Here is an 18970-nt window from a genome sequence, read left to right as displayed (position 1 = left end):
GGCGGTATCCCGCCTTAATTCAGATGCTCTGGTAACTCAGTTACCGAGTAATTCACGAGGAAAAACATGGGACATGTAATTGCAGTATCAGGAAAAGGTGGCGTAGGAAAAACAACTCTTTGTGGATTGTTGATCCAGTATTTATGTGAAAGCGGAAAACGTCCGGTCCTGGCGGTGGATGCAGATGCAAATTTGAACGAAGTGTTCGGTGTTGAGCCGGAGGTCACACTTGGGGAGCTGAGAGAAGAAATTGAGCGGGCAGGCATAGACCCACGATATCAGATTCCCTCCGGTATGACAAAACAGGCATATCTGGAAATGCGTCTTTCTGATGCGATTGCAGAAGAAGACGATTATGATTTGATGGTAATGGGACGAACCCAGGGACAGGGCTGCTATTGTTTTGTAAATGGCCTTGTGCAGACCCAGGTCCAGAAACTGCAAAGTCATTATCCATATATTGTGGTTGATAACGAAGCAGGTATGGAACATATTAGCAGAGGAATCCTGCCAATGATGGAAGTTGCCATTCTTGTAAGTGACTGTTCCAGAAGAGGTGTTCAGGCAGCCGGACGTATTGCAAAGCTGATGAAGGAGCTAAACTTTAAACCACAGAAAACTGGATTAATTGTGAATCGTGTTCCGGATGGAAAACTGGATGCCGGAACTCTAGAAGAAATCCGAAATCAGGGACTGGAACTGTTAGGGGTTGTACCACATGATGACCAGGTATATCAGTATGACTGTAATGGAAAGCCGATCATACAGCTTCCGAAAGATTCTCCTGTAAGAAGTGCACTGGGAGAAATTGTAGAGAAGTTAGGATTGTGAGTTGGGGGATTGAAAGTTTGAAGATTGAGTAAACAGAAATATTATCTGATTTGGTATAACTAATTGCAAAGAAAGGAAAATCTTCATGAGAAGTCATTGGACAGAAATAGAAAAATACTTAGAAGACCAGAATACGACAATAGCAAGTCATTTACAATAAAGTTTATGCAGAACACATACACGATCAGTTATCCAGAGTTCGAAATTCATTGCATAGATAAATCAGATAAAGATGCGATTTTGTGTAATGATATTCATTGACAGTGATTCTCCTTATCTATATATTATTGCAGTAGGAAAAACTTATCAAGTACTCGGAAATAACTAACTTGGTAATAAAATTTTTACTGGAGGCTATCAGAAATGACAGAAAGAGAAAAAATGGTAAGTGGAGAGTTATATGATCCAACGGATAAAGAATTGGAACAATTACGTTTGAATGCGCGTAAATTAGCAAGAAAATATAATTTGACAGATGAAGATCAGCAAGAAGAGCAAGCTTCAGTTCTGCCAATTTTAATTTCACCTGTTTAGACGTATGTGAAATACATATAGGGGATAATGTGATGATATATGCGAAACCAATTACTATAAAAGATAATTGCTGGCTGGCATCCAATGTGGTTGTTTGTGGTGGTGTTACCATAGGAGAGGGATGTGTAATAGGAGCAGGAAGTGTTGTGACAAGGGACATTCCTCCATATAGTCTGGCTGCTGGAAATCCATGCCGGGTTATTCGCAAAATAACTGAAAAAGATCATATGAAATAAGATAATACAATCAATAAAGGGGATGCCGGTTAATACCACTTTTCGGCATCCCCTTTTGTTAGTTTTAACTGGTTGTATTACGGCGAATCAATATTGGAGTAATCTGTTTATGGACAGGCTTTTCCAGTGGTTTAGGGGAACGTTTTTTTTGTTCTTCCATCTGTTGAACCAGAAGCTCCATGGCAGTCTGTGCAATAATATCAATCTGCTGACCAACAGTTGTGATTGGGAGAATTGCCTCACTGGCAATGGGAGAATTATCAAATCCTATGATTTCATAGAAAGAGGGTAATTCTCGGTATTTCTGGAAAATCAGGTTAAGAAACATGTTTGCATAGGTATCGTTGGAAAGGAAAACACCCTTTTTTTGATTGGGATATTTCTCTTCTATTCTTGTAAAAATACGTCTTATTTCATTTAAAATTTCCTGATAAGAATTACCGCTTACACTTAGATCAATATCATAAGGAACCTGATATTCTTCACAGGTTTCCTTAAATGCGCGAATACGGTCGTAAGCAGGAACTGTTTTCTCAACATTGACATTGATGTGGATCAGTATATCACATTTATCACGGATCAGCAGAGTGGTAGCCTGAAGCGCACCCATATAGTTGTCAGTGGTAACACTGCTGATATATTCCGCTTCACGTTCAATGGCAACGATGGGAATCTGATAGGAGGATAATTGTTTTGATGACAGCGTATGACTTAAAACAATGAGACCTTCAATCTGATAGGATAGGAGCTCTTCAATATATTGCTGTTCTTCTTCAGCCCCATGTTCACTGCTAAAGACGAGAAATTTGTAGTGATAATCACTGTAGCTGGACAGCAGTTGTGTCAGCATTTCAGAATAATAATGCAGATAAAGATTCGGAATAATGATTCCGATAAATTCACTTTTTCCATTCGCCAGAACTTTTGCAAGTTTATTTTTTTTATAGCCAAGGGTATCAAGGGCCTGAGAAATTTTTTCCTGATTTTCAAGTGTAAGGGAATCAGGATGATTGAAATATCTTGATATTGTAGTTTTTGAAAAATGGGTATATGCTGCAATATCTGCAAATGTCACCTGTTTTTTTGACATGAAACTTATTCTCCTTATAAATAAATGCAAATATTTTTTTTAGTATAGCAATTATTATACAAAAAGGCAATATTAAAATAACCGATTACGTAACCGGTTATTTTAATGAGGAAAAGTATTGACAGAGAGTGTGTGATGTAGTAACATCAGATTATAAAGTAACCGGTTACTTAACCGGTTTCATGAACAATGTATGAAAGGAATGGAGGAAAAAATGCATGAAAACAGTGCAGAACCAAGCAAAGCCCGTAAGCAAGCAGACGTGGAGAAATAAGGTTACGTATGTGAAGAAAAACTGGCAGTTATATCTTTTTTTCTTAATGCCGGGACTTTTACTGACAATCATTTTTAAGTATCTCCCGATGGGAGGGCTTTTGATTGCGTTTGAAGATTATAATGTAATCAAGGGAGTACTTGGAAGTCCATGGGTTGGACTTGAATATTTCAGACGTTTTTTATCATCACCGGATTTTATGAACTATCTGCTGAATACATTAAAGCTGAGTATCTATGGATTATTATGGGGATTTCCGGTTCCGATTATTCTGGCATTACTTATGAATCGTATCCAAAAAACAGGGATCAAGAAAAAAGTACAGCTTCTGATTTATATGCCGAATTTTATATCTGTAATAGTACTTTGTGGTATGGTTCGTATGCTGTTATCACCGGTAGGACCTTTGAACAGGCTGCTTGGGATTAGCACAAACTGGATGACAATGCCATCTGCTTTCCGTACTATTTATATAGCAAGTGGAATCTGGCAGACTGCAGGCTGGGCATCTATTATGTATACTGCAGCATTGTCTAATGCAAGCAAAGAGTTGGAAGAAGCGGCAGTTATGGATGGTGCAAACCTTTTGCAGCAGATCTGGTATGTGGAGCTTCCGGCGATTAAGAACATTATTGTAATTCAGTTTATCCTGCAGGCAGGAAATATTATGAGCATTGGATTTGAGAAGGCATATGCATTGCAGACAGATATGAACCTGCCGGCATCAGAAATTTTATCTACATATGTATATCGTATTGGTCTTTTGAACGGTGATTATGGTTATTCTACGGCAGTAGGTCTGTTTAATTCAGTTGTAAATGTAATTCTGTTGATTTTTGTAAACTGGGTTGTAAAGAAGCTGAATGATGGAGAGGGATTATAGGAGGAAGAGAAGATGGAGAAAAAGAAGAGAAAATATTCAAGGACAGATCGTCTGATCCTTGGAATTGGATTCACGATTCTTGGACTGTTTGTACTTTCTATTGCGATTCCAATTATATATGTAGTGCTTGCATCTTTTATGGATCCTACTGTTTTGAATAATCAGGGATTGAGCTCTGATATTAAGGACTGGACTTTGGATGCTTATAGAAGAGTACTGGAGAATGAGATGATCTGGCGCGGATTTTTGAATTCTTTTCTGTATTCATTTGCATTTACAGTGATCTCAGTTTTCGTAACATTACTGGCAGCCTTTCCTTTGTCTAAAAAAGAATTTGTGGGAAGAAAATTTTTTAATCTGATTTTTCTGATCACAATGTTTTTTGGGGGAGGAATGATTCCAACATTTATTTTGATCAATCAGCTGCATATGGTAAATACAGTATGGGCGGTTTTGATTCCGGGAGCATTTAACGTTTGGAATATGATTCTTGCAAGAACTTATTATCAGTCAATTCCGGCAGAATTAAGAGAAGCATCTGCAATTGACGGTGCTAATGAAATTCAGCATTTTTTCAAAATTATGATGCCGGTATGTAAACCGATCATTGCAGTACTGGCATTGTGGTCATTTGTCGGAATGTGGAATAGCTACTTTGATGCGATGATTTATCTGAACGATGCAAATCTTCAGCCACTGCAGCTGGTACTGCGTTCAATCCTGGTGCAGAATACTCCACAGCCGGGAATGATTGCAGATATCCAAAGCACAGCAGAGATGGCAAAGGTAGCAGAACAGTTGAAATATGCAACAATTGTAGTATCAAGTTTACCACTTTTAGTGATGTATCCATTTTTCCAGAAATATTTTGATAAAGGAATTATGGTTGGATCGGTAAAAGGCTAAAGAAAGGAATGATACAGATATGAAGAAAAACAGAGTAAGAAGTTTGCTTGCACTTGGACTTTCTTTAACAATGATGGTAAGTATAATGGGGTGTGGAAAACAGCAGAGGCTTGATGCTGAGATTAATCCGGATACACCGGTATCGGATGTACAGTTTCCATTGAAAGAAACAGAGGAGCTTTCTTTTATTACCAGTGCACCGGCCACTTCAACACAGGATCCAAATAAAAGAGTGATTTTTCAGAGAATGGAAGAACAGACAAATGTTCATATTGACTGGACCTGCTTTGTATCAGATCAGTTTTCTGATAAAAAGAATCTGGCGTTGGCTCAGTTTGGAAATCTGCCGGATGGACTGTTTAATGCAGGCATGAGTGATTATGATCTGTTGCGTTATGCAAAGCAGGGAATAATTATTCCGCTGGAAAATCTGATTGACAAATATATGCCAAACCTTCAGGCTGTGTTTGAAAAATACCCGGAATACAGAACCATGTGTACAGCACCGGATGGACATATTTACTCTTTTCCGTGGATTGAACAGCTTGGTTCCGGAAAAGAAGCAATTCAGGCCATTGGAGATATTCCTTATATTAATAAGAAATGGCTTGATTATCTTGGTCTTGAGATTCCAACCACAACAGATGAACTGGAGCAGGTACTGATTCAATTTCGAGATCATGCAGATGATCTGAAACAAGAGTTTTCCATTGAAGGTGATGTAATACCGATGTCATTTATTATCAATAACGGAGATCAGGATCCTTCAATCTTAATAAATGGATTCGGAGATGGTTATGGGGACACAGGAGATCATTTTGCTGTAACAGATGAAGGTAAGGTGATTTATACAACGGTTCAGGAAGGATACAAAGAAGGTATCAAATGGCTGCATAAACTTGTGACAGAGAATCTGATCGATCCGGAAGCATTTACACAGGAATGGTCTACTTATGTTGCAAAAGGAAAGAATCACCGTTATGGACTTTGCTTCACATGGGATATTGCTAATATAGACAACAATACGGATTATGTGATGCTTCCGGCACTGACCGGACCGGATGGAATGAGAAATATCACCAGACAGAACAACAGTGAGACCAGTGGTTTTGACAGAGGAAGATGTGTGCTTACTACCAGCTGCCGTAACACGGCACTTGCTGCCGCATGGATCGATCAGATGTATGCACCCCTTCAGTCTCCGCAAAATAACTGGGGAACCTATGGAGAGAAGGATTCCTTTAATATTTTTGAGCTGTCTGTAAACAAAGATGGCGAAAAAATGTTAAAGCATATGGACTTAGGAGATCAGTCACCGGTGGAAGTACGTGAAGCGCAATCTGTAAATGGTCCTCTCGCTATATTAAATGAATATTATGGCGTATATGTAACACAGCCGGAAGATGCGAAATGGCGTCTGGATAATATGCATGAGACATATTTACAGGATATGAACAGCAAATATGTTTATCCTAATGTATTTATGAGTATTGATGATACAAACAAAGTGTCACAGTATGATACAGATATTAAGAAATATGCAGAACAGAAGAAAGCAGATTGGATCCTGAACGGAGGAATTGATGAAGAATGGGATTCTTATCTGAAAAAAATGGAGAAGTACGGGCTTTCCGATTACCTTTCAATCAAGCAAAAATATTTTGACCAGTATCAGGATTCATTAAGCAGTGAAAAATAAGAGAAGATATCATTTTGACAGGAGGAACTATATGAGCGAAATGTTGGAAAAGGCAAGAAAATATGAATTTATACAGGGACAGCAGATCAAAGAGGAAGAAAGACCAGCCTTTCATATAACTCCTTATGTTGGCTGGATGAATGATCCAAATGGATTTTCCTATTATAAAGGAGAGTATCATTTGTTCTACCAGTATAATCCGTATAGCACACATTGGGACAGTATGCACTGGGGACATGTAGTGAGTAAGGATTTATTGCATTGGAACTATGTTCCGACTGCATTGGCACCGGATGAAGATTATGATAAATTCGGCTGTTTTTCAGGAAGTGCCATAGAATTAGAGGATGGCAGACAGTTGCTTATGTATACTTCTGTAAATCAGGAGAAACTGGAAGACGGAACTGTAAGGGATATTCAGACACAGGCAGTGGCAGTTGGAGATGGTAAGGATTATGAAAAGTATGATAAGAATCCGGTTCTGACAGCCAAAGATCTTCCAAAGGGGGCTAGTAAAGTAGACTTTCGTGATCCCAAAATCTGGAAAGGGAACGATGGAAACTTTTATTGTGTTATAGGAAGTCGTCCGGCTGATGGAAGCGGACAGATCCTTCTTTACAGAAGTAAAAATGGCTTTGAATGGGAATTTGTAAGCATTCTGGCAAAGAATCAAAATCGTTATGGAAAAATGTGGGAATGCCCGGATTTCTTTGAATTGGACGGCAAATATGTGCTTCTGACAAGTCCACAGGATATGCTTCCGGAAGGATTAGAATTTCATAATGGAAATGGAACGTTATGTATTATTGGGGAGTTGGATCCTGAGACACATACTTTAAAGGAACAGTTTTGTCAAGGTGTTGATTACGGAATTGACTATTACGCAATGCAGACACTGCTTGCACCGGATGGACGAAGAATTATGATCGCCTGGATGCAGAACTGGGATACGCTTGCATATCGATGCAATGACTCTGGATGGTTCGCACAAATGAGTCTTCCAAGAGAACTGTCTGTTAAAAACGGAAGATTGTATCAGGTTCCGATCAGAGAACTTAATGCCATGCGTGCAAACAAAGTCGAGTATAACAATGTTGTGATAAAAGATACCAGGCTCACACTGGATCAGATTGAAGGACGAACGGTAGATCTGGAACTTGTGATACGACCGGCAGATAAAGACAATCTTTATAAAAAATTTGAACTCTGTTTTGCAGAGAATGAGAAATATCATTCTACATTATGCTTCCGTCCGGATGAATCTGTTTTAAAAATCGATAGAAAATTCTCAGGAAGCGAACGGGCGCTGGTTCATCAGAGCAGTTGTCTGGTAAACGGTGACAGCAATGAACTAAAACTGCGTGTGATTTTGGATAAGTTTAGTGTGGAAGTATTTATTAATGACGGCGAGCAGGTTATGTCTGCGGTTATTCTTACAAAGCAGGAAGCAAAGGGGATTTCTTTCTTTGCTGATGGTGCAGCTAAGCTTGATATAGTGAAATATGATTTATTATAATAAAGCGTTCTAAATGGGACATAATACAGCATTTATTGGTAAGGTTGGTAATGATTTTTTTGGGGATTAGTTGAGAGTAGCCATAAAAGAAGCAGGAATTGATGACATTGGCTTATGTACAGATGAAAAAATTCATACTACGCTTGCTATGGTACATACATATCCGGATGGAGATAGGGATTTTTCCTTCTATCGTAATCCGGGAGCAGACATGATGCTGAATAAAACTGAGATTTCCGAGGATATTCTCAAGGAAACAGAAATGCAAATAAGTAAAAAACTTTAAATTTGTAATTCTTGCCAAATAGCAAGGAAATCGCAAGACTTTGGTCATGTGAATTTCCTTGCTTTTTTTCTCAAAGTGTCAGGTAAGGCCCTTGTTTATGGAAGAAATCAGCTCTGCCAGTTGTTTCCTTTTGGTGCGTGTATCACCGTTGATCATCAACTTGGAATAAATCTGGTTGACATATTGTTTCACAGTGCCTTCAGAGAGAAATAACCTCTCTGCGATTTCGCGGTTGCTCAGACGGTCGGTGATCAAAGCTGCGATTTCTGCTTCTCTGCTGTTCAACATATTTAGGATCTCAGGTCTGGAATTACGGCTGGACAGGCGGAGGCAGTGTTGTTCATAAACAGAACCAAGGGAAAGGATCCGGTTTGTGAAAGGCTCTGGTGTTATGGAATTAATACTGCCCAGCACGTCCTTGATATAGTTATAATTTTCTACAAACGGAATCAGAAAGCCATCCGGCATGGCGTGTCCTAAGGCTTTTTGCAGAAGCTGTCGTGCATCATGATGTTTACCCAGCATTGCGTAAGCAGCAGCGGTCTGGATCTGAACGTGGAGAGACACAAGTTCATAGTGCATTTTCTCACAGACAGGCAGAAGCGTTTCGCTTCTGCCTATAACTTTTGCGTACATTTTCTGTGAAAGAAAGACCTGATTCTCGATCATTTCCATCATAGGTCTGCAGGGAGAAAGAAAGCTGACAGTGGATAACATATGGTCTTTAAATAATGCGGGAATCTTTTCCGGCATTCTAATTAATGCATAGTAGTAAGCATAAGTACTGTCAAAAATATTCAGCCACATCATATTGTGGAGAGACAGAAGCTCCTTATGCTTTACTTCAGGGTTCTTCACAAAGGTGACACTCTCCTGAAAAAGGGAAAGCCTTGCAGCAAGGAAATCACAGCAGAGCGAAATATTGTGCTGTCCGTTTGATGCAATGGTGGAATAAGTCTGCTCCAGCAGAATCTGTGCATCTGAAAAATTCCCCTGCATAAATGCTGCCTCTGCATTCATGAGCAATTCCGCACCCTGTCCATGTCCCTGGGTAATCCTGTAATAGTGGGGCATACATTCATTCATAGCTGTCAGTTCTGCATCCAGGGTTCCGGATCTGCGGTGAAACATCATCAGAACAGAAGGAGAACCGAAGGTCCAGCTTCCTGTTTTGCGGATACTGATGGCAGGTCTGGTCATTTTGGAACTGGCCTGACGGTGCAGAACACTCATACCGGTGATATCGTTATACATCAGAAAACTCATAATAAGATCACATTCTCCGGAGAGATTCTTTCTCTCATCTTCGGACAAAGTGTTATCTTCAGCTATGGTATCTGTCAGAAGCTGCTTTAGTTCCAGCATTTTGGGAATCTGATGCCAGGTAAACATACGGCGCATTAATACGAGAAGGGCCAGAGGCCTGTTCTTCAGGATTTCTGTTGGACAGACATCAAGAAATGCGAGAACCTTTTCCGGCGAAAGAGAAGCCAGGAGGATTCCTGCATCCTTTTGGATAACAGCAAGTGCTGCATCATAGTTAAGAGCCTTGTTATAGGCAGCAAGTGCCTGCAGAAACTGTCCCCGGGATTCATACCATTGTCCGTAACGATTCCGGAAATCTGTCTGTTTTTCATGGGAAAGCATGGCAAAGGCACGCTGTGTACATTCCTTCATCATATGGTGAAAACGGAAGCTGACTCCATCGGGCAAAGGAGTGATAAAAGCATTCTGTCTGGTCATAAGGGAAAGAATCTGTCCGGCTTCCGGATTCCCTGTAATAAAAAGAGCCATCTCAACGGTAAATTCATCTGCAAGTCCCATAACAGTGAGAAATTCCTGCTGCGCATCAGAAAGAGGTGCGATCATGGCAGAGGAAAACATATCATAGATATTAGAAGTATGGTCAGGAAAATGTCCGCTTTCAAAAAAGGTACAGAGATTCAGATAGACTGCAGAGAACCACCCCTCACTGGAATAGAGAAGCGTGTTCAGCTGATCTTCGTTCAGGCTGGCACCGCAGCGATGGGTATAGACAGAAAGCTCCCGCCGGTTCAGACACAGATCCCTGGTATGGATCTGATATAACTTTTTGCCAAGACGGAGAATTTCTTTTCCGGACAGAAAAGCATTTCTGCCGGATACGATCAGGTGGATATTTTCAGGCAGTCTGTTGGCAAGCATACAAAAAAAATCTGCAACATGAGGTTCACCCAGCAGATGAAAATCATCAATAAAAATGTAGTAAGAGGTCTGACCGCTCAGGGAATAACAAAGCTCATCAGCAAGCATCCCGGCACTGGCAGCATCTGAAGGGCAGCTATAATTATCCAGAAAATCAAGCCCTGCGAAGGCAAATGCCTTCTGAACGCTCTGCCAGAAAACAGACAGATTATCAGAATAAATACTGATCCGGATCACACAGGAATTTCTGTTTTTGCTCTGTTTGTCCAGATACCAGTTGATGGCAGTTGTTTTTCCATATCCCATGGGAGCGGTCACAGCAGTGAATGCAGATTGTGAAATCGGCTTCAGATTCTCCTGCAGACGCTCAGAGATGTAAATTGTATTCAGATTATATTTCTTTTTAGACATCTGTAAAACCTCTCATTTGATACGATATGTTTTATTTTAGCATATAAAGTATCAAAATGAAACTTTTTCCCAGGCGGTTTTTCAGGCAATATCTGCCACTGCTTTTGCTATACGGGGACACTTTTTGGTTCCAGGTTCCTTCTGAAACGCTTCTCTATCAGATAATTCGTATGGAACCTTCAAAAGTCTATGATTATGTAATTACATTTTACTTGAAAAATCAAACAACATATGATAAATTACAAATGTGACGTAAAAAAAGTCACATTTATAAAAAGGTGATTGGTATGAAAGAATTTTTGGAAAAAACATTACGGCAAAACGTAATAATGACAGAGAATAAAAAGGTATATAAAAAACTTCCATTAGCATATCGTGGAAGATATGACATTTTTACAGTAGAGACTAATGGTGTATTATGGATGGCTATTCATCCCAAAGATGATATCGGACTTGTTGTTTTGCGTAGAGACAGAGCTGTCGTGGAAAAAATAACAGGATTAAACTGTGCAGTTTTTCTTGATCGAACAACATTTTATATAAAAGAAAAGATGATAGAAGAAGGAATTCCTTTTGTAATAGATAGGAAGCAGGTATTTCTCCCGTTTATTGGATATTTGCTGAGTAAAGAAAATGAAAGAGAGTTGGCACCAGTTCATTTGATTTCATTTTTGACGCAAAAAATGCTTCTAATAGCCATTTATGAACGATGGAATGAAGTAAAAGTATCTGATGCGGCGAAACGATTGGAAGTGTCAACAAAATCTGCAAGCCGGTGTTTTGATGAACTGGAATATTTAAATATTGCTGTGTTGGGTATGAAAGGTAAATCAAGAGTCATCGATATTCCGGATGAACGAGAACAATTATGGCAGCAGATTAAAAATGTATTAAGAAATCCGGTAATTCGAAGATTTATTTTGCGAGAAGATATAAAATTTGAAAAGAAAGCAGGTCTTTCTGCTTTATGTGAGTATTCTCTTTTGTCCGATAATGTTTATCCTACTTATGCCGTGACGAAGAAAGAACTAAAAGATAGTGGAGTGAAAGCGGAAAAACAAGTGAGTGAATTGGAAGAAATTGGCTGTGTTGTCTTGGAACTGGGATATTTTATTGATTTTCTGGGAAAAGGATTTCAAGATCCTTTAAGCGTAGTACTGTCACTGACAGGAGATGAACAGGAAGAGGAACGGGTTGATATTTCTATTAATGAGATGTTGGAGGAATATGTATGGTCAAAGGATTAGATACATTTTGGAAGTACTTTGCAGATTATGAAGAACAGTATGTTTTAATAGGTGGCGCAGCCTGCGATATTCTTTTTGAGAGCAATGAAGTGAATTTCAGGGCTACAAGAGATCTGGATATGGTTTTGATTGTTGAAGCATTAACTCCAGAGTTTGGAGAGAAATTTTGGAAGTTTATCGTTGATGGAAAATATAGAAATAAAGCAACAAATGGTAGCAACCCTCAATTCTATAGGTTTGATAAACCAGAAGAAGATAAATTTCCGAAAATGATCGAATTGTTTTGTAGAAGCGATTTTGAACTTAAAAGCGCGGAAGGAATTACACCGATACATATTGATGATGAAGTATCCAGTTTATCAGCAATTCTTTTGAATGATGATTACTATAAGGCACTTCTTAATGGAAAAGTTATAAGAAATGGACTTTCTGTTCTAAGACCAGAATATATAATACTTTTTAAGGCAAAAGCGTATCTTGATTTGAAAAGTCGAAAAGATTTAGGTGAAAAAGTGGATTCCAGTGACATAAAGAAGCATAAAAAAGATATTTTGCGTATTGCATCGGAACTTATGCTTGAAAAAGTAGAAGGATTGCCGATTGCAGTAGGTAATGATATACATAGTTTTATTGACTTGCTGGAGCAGGAACCATTTGATCAAAATTCATTGAAAAGATATGGACTGAAAAATGAGGATATTATGGAATTGTTAAAGAAAGTATTCGGATAAAAGTGTTCTTTATCTGTCACGGCAGGACTATGGAATATCAGACAGAATGAACTGGAATGGGGATAATCGTTAAAAGGTATTAAAGGAAGAATAGAGATATTATTATGGCGTGTGAGGAGCGAGACTTGCACGCCTTTTGGGTATAAAAGTACGTGCTTTTTTACGTGAAAGAGTGATATACAGGATCAACTTAGATAATTGAGAAACCATATGGTCAGCTGACACACTTTCATGTACAGGGGCACTTTTTGGTGCCGAAAAGTGCATTATCAAATGAGAGGAAATCAGTTATAATTACAGGTAACAGAAACCTGAGCGGACTGTGAAATGACATTGCGTTCAGGAGTATGCGGAAACAGCGGATGTACATATTCGCCAGATCAGGATCAGAAGGAGGGATTTCAATGAAGAAAAGGATATTATCAGGAATACTTGCACTTACAATGTGCTTCTCCATGACACCATCCATAGCATGGGGCAGTGGCATGACGGAATTCTCGGATGGGGGGGGGCATCCGGGGAGACAGAAGAGAAAGAGGTATTTACAGATGAGCCGGAGATAGAGGAGGAGAAAGAACAGCCGGCAACTACTGCAGGAGTGCCGGAGGTGGAAAATGGGTTCAGTGACGGAGAAAATGTTTGTGGTTTAGTGGATAATGGTACAGCAGCAGAAAATATTAATCAAGGTCAAAAACATATAGTACATATTAAAAATGTTGAGCCATTTCCAATAGAACGACAGACGATAGTTGATATAATTAATAATCATGATGGAACCGTGACAATTGGAGTTGATCCTGATGTTTATATTGGAGATCAAAAGGATACGGGAAAATATAAAGTCATGTACTATCAAACGTCTGTCGGAATTGGAACGGATGGAAAGAATCCAGAAAGTAACGATACGCAACAAATGTTCCCTAATAATCAATATTTATATGTTCCTGTTAATCGTAAAATAGGGATAACTGAAAAGTTTATTAATATATTTCTCTGTATTGAAAGTTCAAAATATTCAGGCTATTATTATAAAGCAGCAGTACAGAACAATATTGTTAATCCTACAAAAGTTGTTTATGATTTAGATGGTGGAACGGACGGACCGCCAACGGACTGGGTATGGTCGAGGGATTGCCAATGGGGCAATGGACATGAAAAAATTCCCCAAAAGACAGGTTACAGATTTGATGGTTGGTATACTGGAAAAAACGGTCAAGGAAACAGAATTGATTCCGTTCAAGATATTTCTTATCCATATCCAAGAGAAATAACATTGTATGCAAAATGGGTTCATGTGCATTCCTGGAACTATAGTTTAAGTGGCGATACTCTTAAGGCATATTGCTCAAATGCAAATTCACCATGTGAATATTATGGAACAGGTTCTGACAATGCAAAGGCAACAGTTTCACTTAAGCTTAATGGATTTGATAAAAATAACAACTGTGCTGAATATGGCAGTACCTATTCTGTAACATGTGATAATACTTTTCCGTCAGAAACAGGGACAAGAATAGGATCAGTTCAGTATGTAGGTCGTGATGGGACTACTTATACGGAAAGTTCAGTACTTCCCACTTCCACTGGAAAATATAAAGCAAAAGTAAACGTTACACTGCCCGGAGAACAGGGCTCAAGAGTGATATATACTGATTTTGAAATTAAACCGCGTCCGGCGAAGCTTGACTGGAGCAGCTCAGACCTGACTTATAACGGGGAGGACCAGAGAGTCACTGCAAGTGTGAGAAATGCCCTGTCCGGTGATAAAATTACACTGACATATGAAACTAACGAAATTTACACGAACACTGGAAAGAATGCACAAAAGTACAAGGCAAAGGTCACAGACCTTGGAAATGCCAATTATAGTCTCAGTGAAGAAGAGAGTGTATATTCATGGGAAATAAAAAAAGCACCGGTTACCTTAACGGTTGTTTTAGATGAGTTCACATATGGCGAGCAGCCAGTTATAAAATTGCAAGGGGCACCATCTGACAGTAAGGTAGTTTATCAATACAAAGTTAAGGATAAGGATGACAGTACTTATGCTGGTATAACGGAAGAAGGCCTGAAAAAACTTTTTGCCGGGGAATATACCTTAAAGGCAGTGGTGGAAGAAACTGCAAATTACGAGGGAGCTTTTGCTGTCTGTGATTTTAAAGTTAAAAAAGCAGGTGCTACGGATTCCCATTCCAAAGTCGATATCGAGGGATGGACATATGGTTCCTATGATGGAAAGAAAAATGCGCCGTCAGTAGATAAGAAGCTGAACCCGGAAAATCGGCCAATCCGGTACACTTACTATACGAATGAAGCATGTACCACAAAGACTTCAACTGAAAACGGAGCAGAAACAGAAGGTGGAGTACCGAGGAATGCAGGAACCTATTATGTAAGAGCCCAGATATCGGCATCCGACAATTATAATGAAGGAACAGCAACCGGTTCATTTGAAATAACACCACTCCCGGCGAAACTTGACTGGAGCAACTCAAAACTGATTTATAACGGAGAGGACCAGAAAGTCACTGCAGAAGTGAGAAATGCCCTGTCCGGCGATGGATTTACATTGGCATATGAAACCAACGAAACTTACACGAATACCGGAAAGGATGCCCGGGAATATACGGCAAAGGTCACAGACCTTGGAAATGCCAATTACAGCCTCAACCAAAAAGATAGCATCCATCCATGGGTTATCAATCCAAAAGAAGTAACAGTGAAACCGGATAATTTACAAAAGCATATCGGCGAGAAAGATCCTGAGCTTACTTATACCACAGACGGCATCGTCAAAGGTGAAACACTGTCTGGGATCACATTGCAGAGAGAATCAGGTGAGGATGCCAGAAAATATACAATCACAGCCACAGAAACAGAAGGTGCAAATCCGAATTATACTGTCACACGAAAGACAGGCATCTTTACAATTGAGGACCATAACTGGCCAAAAGATGGAAAGATATTAAGTCCTGCAACTTCATGGTCAGAAGGAATGAAGGAGCGAACCTGTACAGCACCGGGCTGTGGTCAGAAAAGATATGATGCTATCCCGAAACAGGATGGAAAACCAGATGATCCCTTTGCAGATAAAATAGATAAATATATCCAGATATTTGGCTCAGAAATCACAGCAGCAGCTCTGGACAATGAAGAAACAATCCTTTTTGGACTTTTCCCGGAAAGTGATAAAACCAGAATTGATAGTGGATCAGGAGCTAAAGTATGGCTTGAAATCAATCATGTTAATAATCTTGATCCTGACTGGCAGAATTTAATCAACACGGAAATAGAAAAGACAGTGGGAAAAAATGCAGACCGGATTTTATTCGACATAGATTTATACAGACAGCTTGCGGGTGAGAACAGGGCACTTATTACATATCCGGGTATCAATATGAATATCAGGATTAAAATCCCGGATAAAATGATTAATAACCAGCCTTATACCATCCGGGATTATAAAATTCTCAGACTGCATAAGGACAGTGTAACGAATCAGGCAACTGTTGATATATTAGACCCTGTCTTTAACAGCAGTACTAACGAACTTACCTTTAAGTCAGATAAATTCTCCATTTATGTACTGACTTACAAAGACACCTACTATTCCCCAAGCTACCCGGTAACAGGCATTAAGGTATCTCCGGATACTCTTACCTTAACAAAGAAAGGTGAAATCGCCCAGCTTACAGCAGAAGTGACACCGTCCTATGCAGACAATAAGCGTGTAACCTGGCAATCCAGCGATGAGAAAGTAGCAACTGTAGATGAAAACGGCAAGGTAACAGCAGTTGGAAACGGAACTGCCACCATTACCGCAACATCTGTAAGCGGCAGTTATACAGCGGCAGTTTCCGTAACAGTGAAAATCCCTGTGGAAATCCAGAAGCTCACCATAGAAGCAGAGAAAGAAACCCTGACAAAGATTGGTGAATCCACAGAACTGAAAGTAAAGATCGAGCCTGAAAATGCAGATTTACAGAAACTGATCTGGAAATCCCATAACGAAAAAGTTGCCATTGTAAATGAAAACGGCAAGGTAACAGCAGTGGGAAATGGAACTGCAGAGATCACAGTTACAACAGAGGATGGAAAAATTACAGCTTCCATTATGATCACAGTGAAAGTCCCGGATGAACCCACGATCAATAAGACCACAGGCTTCAGAAGGTTAAGAGCCCGTTCTGTAAAACAGACAAAAACTTCTGTGACATTACAATGGAACATCATTGAGGATGCAGATGGATATTTCGTATACGGCAACCGCTGTAATACAGGTACAAAGTCTTACAAGTACAGGAAGCTTGCCACTATCACCGGTGGAGATATCAGCACATGGACCCAGAAGGATCTGAAAAAAGGTATTTACTACAAATATGTGGTAAAAGCCTACAGAATGGTAAATGGCAAAAAGGTAGTGACAGACACGTCCATATCTGTACATGCAGTCACCGGAGGCGGTAAATACGGAAATGCAAAAGCTGTTTCTGTAACCCAGATTGGAAACAAAAAGAATGTTTCAAAGATCACCCTGAAAATGGGAAAAACCGCACAGATAAAAGCAAAAGAAGTAAAGAAAGATAAGAAGATCGAACGCCACAGAAAACTTTGTTACGAAAGCAGCAATACAAAAGTAGTCACCGTTACCCCGGATGGCCTTATCAGAGCAACAGGCAAAGGAACCTGCACAATATGGGTATATGCACAGAATGGCGTATACAAAGCTCTGAAAATCACTGTAAAATAATCCTGATGGAGTTTTAACTGTGAAATGAAAAAATACCGGATTGAGCCAAACAGGCCTGATCCGGTATTTTTTTCGTTCCGGGAATTTATAAGTGTTATAGAAAAAACAGGAAAAAGGTGGTAATATAAAAAAATACAGAGAGAAAGGACATGGCAGAGTGGATATATGACGGAAAATACAGTATTACCACTGATAAATACAGCATTTGAGCCAGGAAATGCAAGAAAAGCAGCAGAGAGTTTTGCAGACAGGGATTTCCGGGAGATCGCTATTGCAGAATTTTATTATTTCACAGGGCAGGCGCAGAAATGCAGTGATCTGGTGGAGATTTATATTATGAGTTCCCGGCTGGAACTGAAGCTGTCTGCATGTATGCTCTATGTGTACTCTAATCTTACACTGGGAAATGCGAAGGCATCCGGACGTGGCCTTGAGATCATCCGGGAATGTCTGAGAAAAGAGATGGAAGCTCCCACTTCTGAGAGAAATACAGCATACTGTGTATTTGCAGGATATATGGGAACAGTTCTTTTACATCTCTCTACAGAGGAACTGCCGGATATGAAGAAATATATGAGCAGTCTGCCTCAGGGACTGAGAATTTTTGCTGCCAATGTAATTTCCCATGACCTTTATCTGAAAGGTGAATACAGCAGAGCGCTGGGAATCTGTGATGCGGCACTGTTTTCCTGTAAAGAAATTTATCCTGTTGGGATGATATATCTTTACTGTGTGACTGCTATGTGTGAAATCAGTCTGAAGCATCAGGCGGAGGCAGAAAAAGCCATACTCACTGCATGGAAACTGGCAGTGAAGGATGAGCTTATCGAGCCGTTTATCGAACTCCACGGACTTCTCCAGGGACTTCTGGAGTCCTGCATCCGCAAAGAAAATCCGGAGATGTACAGAAAAATATCGGATGCAGTTATTACCTTCAGCCGTGGATGGATGGCGGTTCACAATCCTGCATCAGACAACCCTGTGACAGACGCTCTGACTACCATGGAATTTTCCATTGCCATGCTGGCCTGCCGGGACTGGAGCAACCGGGAGATCGCAGAACACATGGGGGTATCCCTAAACACAGTGAAGCATTATCTTACAGATATCTTTAACAAGCTTCATGTCAAAAAGAGGGATGAATTAAAGGATTTCGTATTAAAATAATCAGGAAATCCACGAAGATACGGTATTTGCTCTGCGCAACCATCCGCTGATGCCGCAGGATATGAAAATACATAGTAATAATGCCCAAAAACAGAAGATACATTTTTAGTAAAAAACGCTTTTGAAATCAAAGTAAAATGGTTTTATAATAAAAATAAGGGCGAGTAGCATAATGAGTCGGAAAACAACAGTTATGCTGCTTGTTTTTATAAAATGAATCTCAGG

General features: G+C 39.7%; 11 protein-coding genes and 2 pseudogenes. 11 read left to right on the top strand and 2 right to left on the bottom strand.

Annotation, left to right across the window (positions count from 1 at the left end; translation table 11 throughout):
* The first annotated feature begins 66 nt into the window (after positions 1 to 66).
* Both G4417_RS15260 and G4417_RS17605 read left to right on the top strand, forming a co-directional pair.
* A complete protein-coding gene (locus G4417_RS15260; RefSeq protein ID WP_173684075.1) occupies positions 67 to 831 on the top strand; it encodes an AAA family ATPase in 765 nt (254 codons plus the stop codon).
* 363 nt (positions 832 to 1194) lie between these two features.
* Positions 1195 to 1601, top strand: a pseudogene (locus G4417_RS17605) (maltose acetyltransferase domain-containing protein).
* A 64-nt stretch (positions 1602 to 1665) separates the two neighbouring features.
* On the opposite strand, the gene G4417_RS15250 reads toward G4417_RS17605, so the two are convergent.
* Entirely contained in the window at positions 1666 to 2691 is a 1026-nt protein-coding gene (locus G4417_RS15250) for a LacI family DNA-binding transcriptional regulator (RefSeq protein WP_173684074.1), read from the bottom strand.
* Between the two features lie 218 nt (positions 2692 to 2909).
* Between G4417_RS15250 and G4417_RS15245 the strand changes: the two genes are divergently transcribed.
* The 5 genes and pseudogenes from G4417_RS15245 to G4417_RS15225 all read left to right on the top strand — a co-directional run.
* Positions 2910 to 3848: an ABC transporter permease gene (locus G4417_RS15245; RefSeq protein ID WP_026649989.1), complete on the top strand. Its 939-nt coding sequence runs from the start codon at positions 2910 to 2912 to the stop codon at positions 3846 to 3848.
* A 12-nt stretch (positions 3849 to 3860) separates the two neighbouring features.
* Complete coding sequence (locus tag G4417_RS15240; protein ID WP_008706703.1) at positions 3861 to 4754, top strand: carbohydrate ABC transporter permease; 894 nt, start codon at positions 3861 to 3863, stop codon at positions 4752 to 4754.
* Positions 4755 to 4773: 19 nt separating this feature from the next.
* Positions 4774 to 6453: an ABC transporter substrate-binding protein gene (locus G4417_RS15235; RefSeq protein ID WP_008706701.1), complete on the top strand. Its 1680-nt coding sequence runs from the start codon at positions 4774 to 4776 to the stop codon at positions 6451 to 6453.
* Positions 6454 to 6484: 31 nt separating this feature from the next.
* Complete coding sequence (locus tag G4417_RS15230) at positions 6485 to 7969, top strand: glycoside hydrolase family 32 protein (protein WP_008706700.1); 1485 nt, start codon at positions 6485 to 6487, stop codon at positions 7967 to 7969.
* A 13-nt stretch (positions 7970 to 7982) separates the two neighbouring features.
* Positions 7983 to 8234 (top strand): annotated as a pseudogene (locus tag G4417_RS15225) (PfkB family carbohydrate kinase); the annotation flags it as partial.
* 99 nt (positions 8235 to 8333) lie between these two features.
* Here the strand turns inward: G4417_RS15225 and G4417_RS15220 are convergent.
* Positions 8334 to 10850 carry a LuxR C-terminal-related transcriptional regulator gene (locus G4417_RS15220; RefSeq protein ID WP_173684073.1) on the bottom strand — a complete coding sequence of 839 codons (2517 nt, stop codon included), beginning with the start codon at positions 10848 to 10850 and terminating at the stop codon, positions 8334 to 8336.
* Positions 10851 to 11137: 287 nt separating this feature from the next.
* On the opposite strand from G4417_RS15220, the gene G4417_RS15215 reads away from it, so the two are divergent.
* From G4417_RS15215 to G4417_RS15200, 4 genes are all read left to right on the top strand, one after another.
* Complete coding sequence (locus G4417_RS15215) at positions 11138 to 12097, top strand: hypothetical protein (protein ID WP_173684072.1); 960 nt, start codon at positions 11138 to 11140, stop codon at positions 12095 to 12097.
* The gene (locus G4417_RS15210; RefSeq protein WP_008706691.1) at positions 12082 to 12828 is read left to right on the top strand and encodes a hypothetical protein; all 747 of its coding nucleotides are present in this window, start codon (positions 12082 to 12084) and stop codon (positions 12826 to 12828) included. The genes G4417_RS15215 and G4417_RS15210 overlap by 16 nt, the downstream gene beginning before the upstream one ends.
* Before the next feature lie 472 nt (positions 12829 to 13300).
* Positions 13301 to 17578, top strand: a complete 4278-nt coding sequence (locus tag G4417_RS15205) for an Ig-like domain-containing protein (protein ID WP_173717699.1) — start codon at positions 13301 to 13303, stop codon at positions 17576 to 17578.
* A gap of 165 nt (positions 17579 to 17743) precedes the next feature.
* Positions 17744 to 18745 (top strand): helix-turn-helix transcriptional regulator, encoded by a 1002-nt coding sequence (locus G4417_RS15200; RefSeq protein ID WP_173684070.1) that lies wholly within the window; start codon positions 17744 to 17746, stop codon positions 18743 to 18745.
* Positions 18746 to 18970: the final 225 nt, after the last annotated feature.

The organism is Blautia wexlerae (assembly GCF_013300825.1).
GTDB lineage: Bacteria > Bacillota > Clostridia > Lachnospirales > Lachnospiraceae > Blautia_A > Blautia_A wexlerae_B.
Note: the sequence above shows the minus strand (reverse complement) of the source record. Positions and strands in the feature narration are given on the sequence as shown.

Bases quoted from the DNA above. Each gene is read 5' to 3' on its own strand.
- G4417_RS15260 (WP_173684075.1), top strand. From the start codon at position 67: ATGGGACATGTAATTGCAGTATCAGGAAAAGGTGGCGTAGGAAAAACA.
- G4417_RS15250 (WP_173684074.1), bottom strand. From the start codon at position 2,691: ATGTCAAAAAAACAGGTGACATTTGCAGATATTGCAGCATATACCCAT.
- G4417_RS15245 (WP_026649989.1), top strand. From the start codon at position 2,910: ATGAAAACAGTGCAGAACCAAGCAAAGCCCGTAAGCAAGCAGACGTGG.
- G4417_RS15240 (WP_008706703.1), top strand. From the start codon at position 3,861: ATGGAGAAAAAGAAGAGAAAATATTCAAGGACAGATCGTCTGATCCTT.
- G4417_RS15235 (WP_008706701.1), top strand. From the start codon at position 4,774: ATGAAGAAAAACAGAGTAAGAAGTTTGCTTGCACTTGGACTTTCTTTA.
- G4417_RS15230 (WP_008706700.1), top strand. From the start codon at position 6,485: ATGAGCGAAATGTTGGAAAAGGCAAGAAAATATGAATTTATACAGGGA.
- G4417_RS15220 (WP_173684073.1), bottom strand. From the start codon at position 10,850: ATGTCTAAAAAGAAATATAATCTGAATACAATTTACATCTCTGAGCGT.
- G4417_RS15215 (WP_173684072.1), top strand. From the start codon at position 11,138: ATGAAAGAATTTTTGGAAAAAACATTACGGCAAAACGTAATAATGACA.
- G4417_RS15210 (WP_008706691.1), top strand. From the start codon at position 12,082: ATGGTCAAAGGATTAGATACATTTTGGAAGTACTTTGCAGATTATGAA.
- G4417_RS15205 (WP_173717699.1), top strand. From the start codon at position 13,301: ATGGGGCAGTGGCATGACGGAATTCTCGGATGGGGGGGGGCATCCGGG.
- G4417_RS15200 (WP_173684070.1), top strand. From the start codon at position 17,744: ATGACGGAAAATACAGTATTACCACTGATAAATACAGCATTTGAGCCA.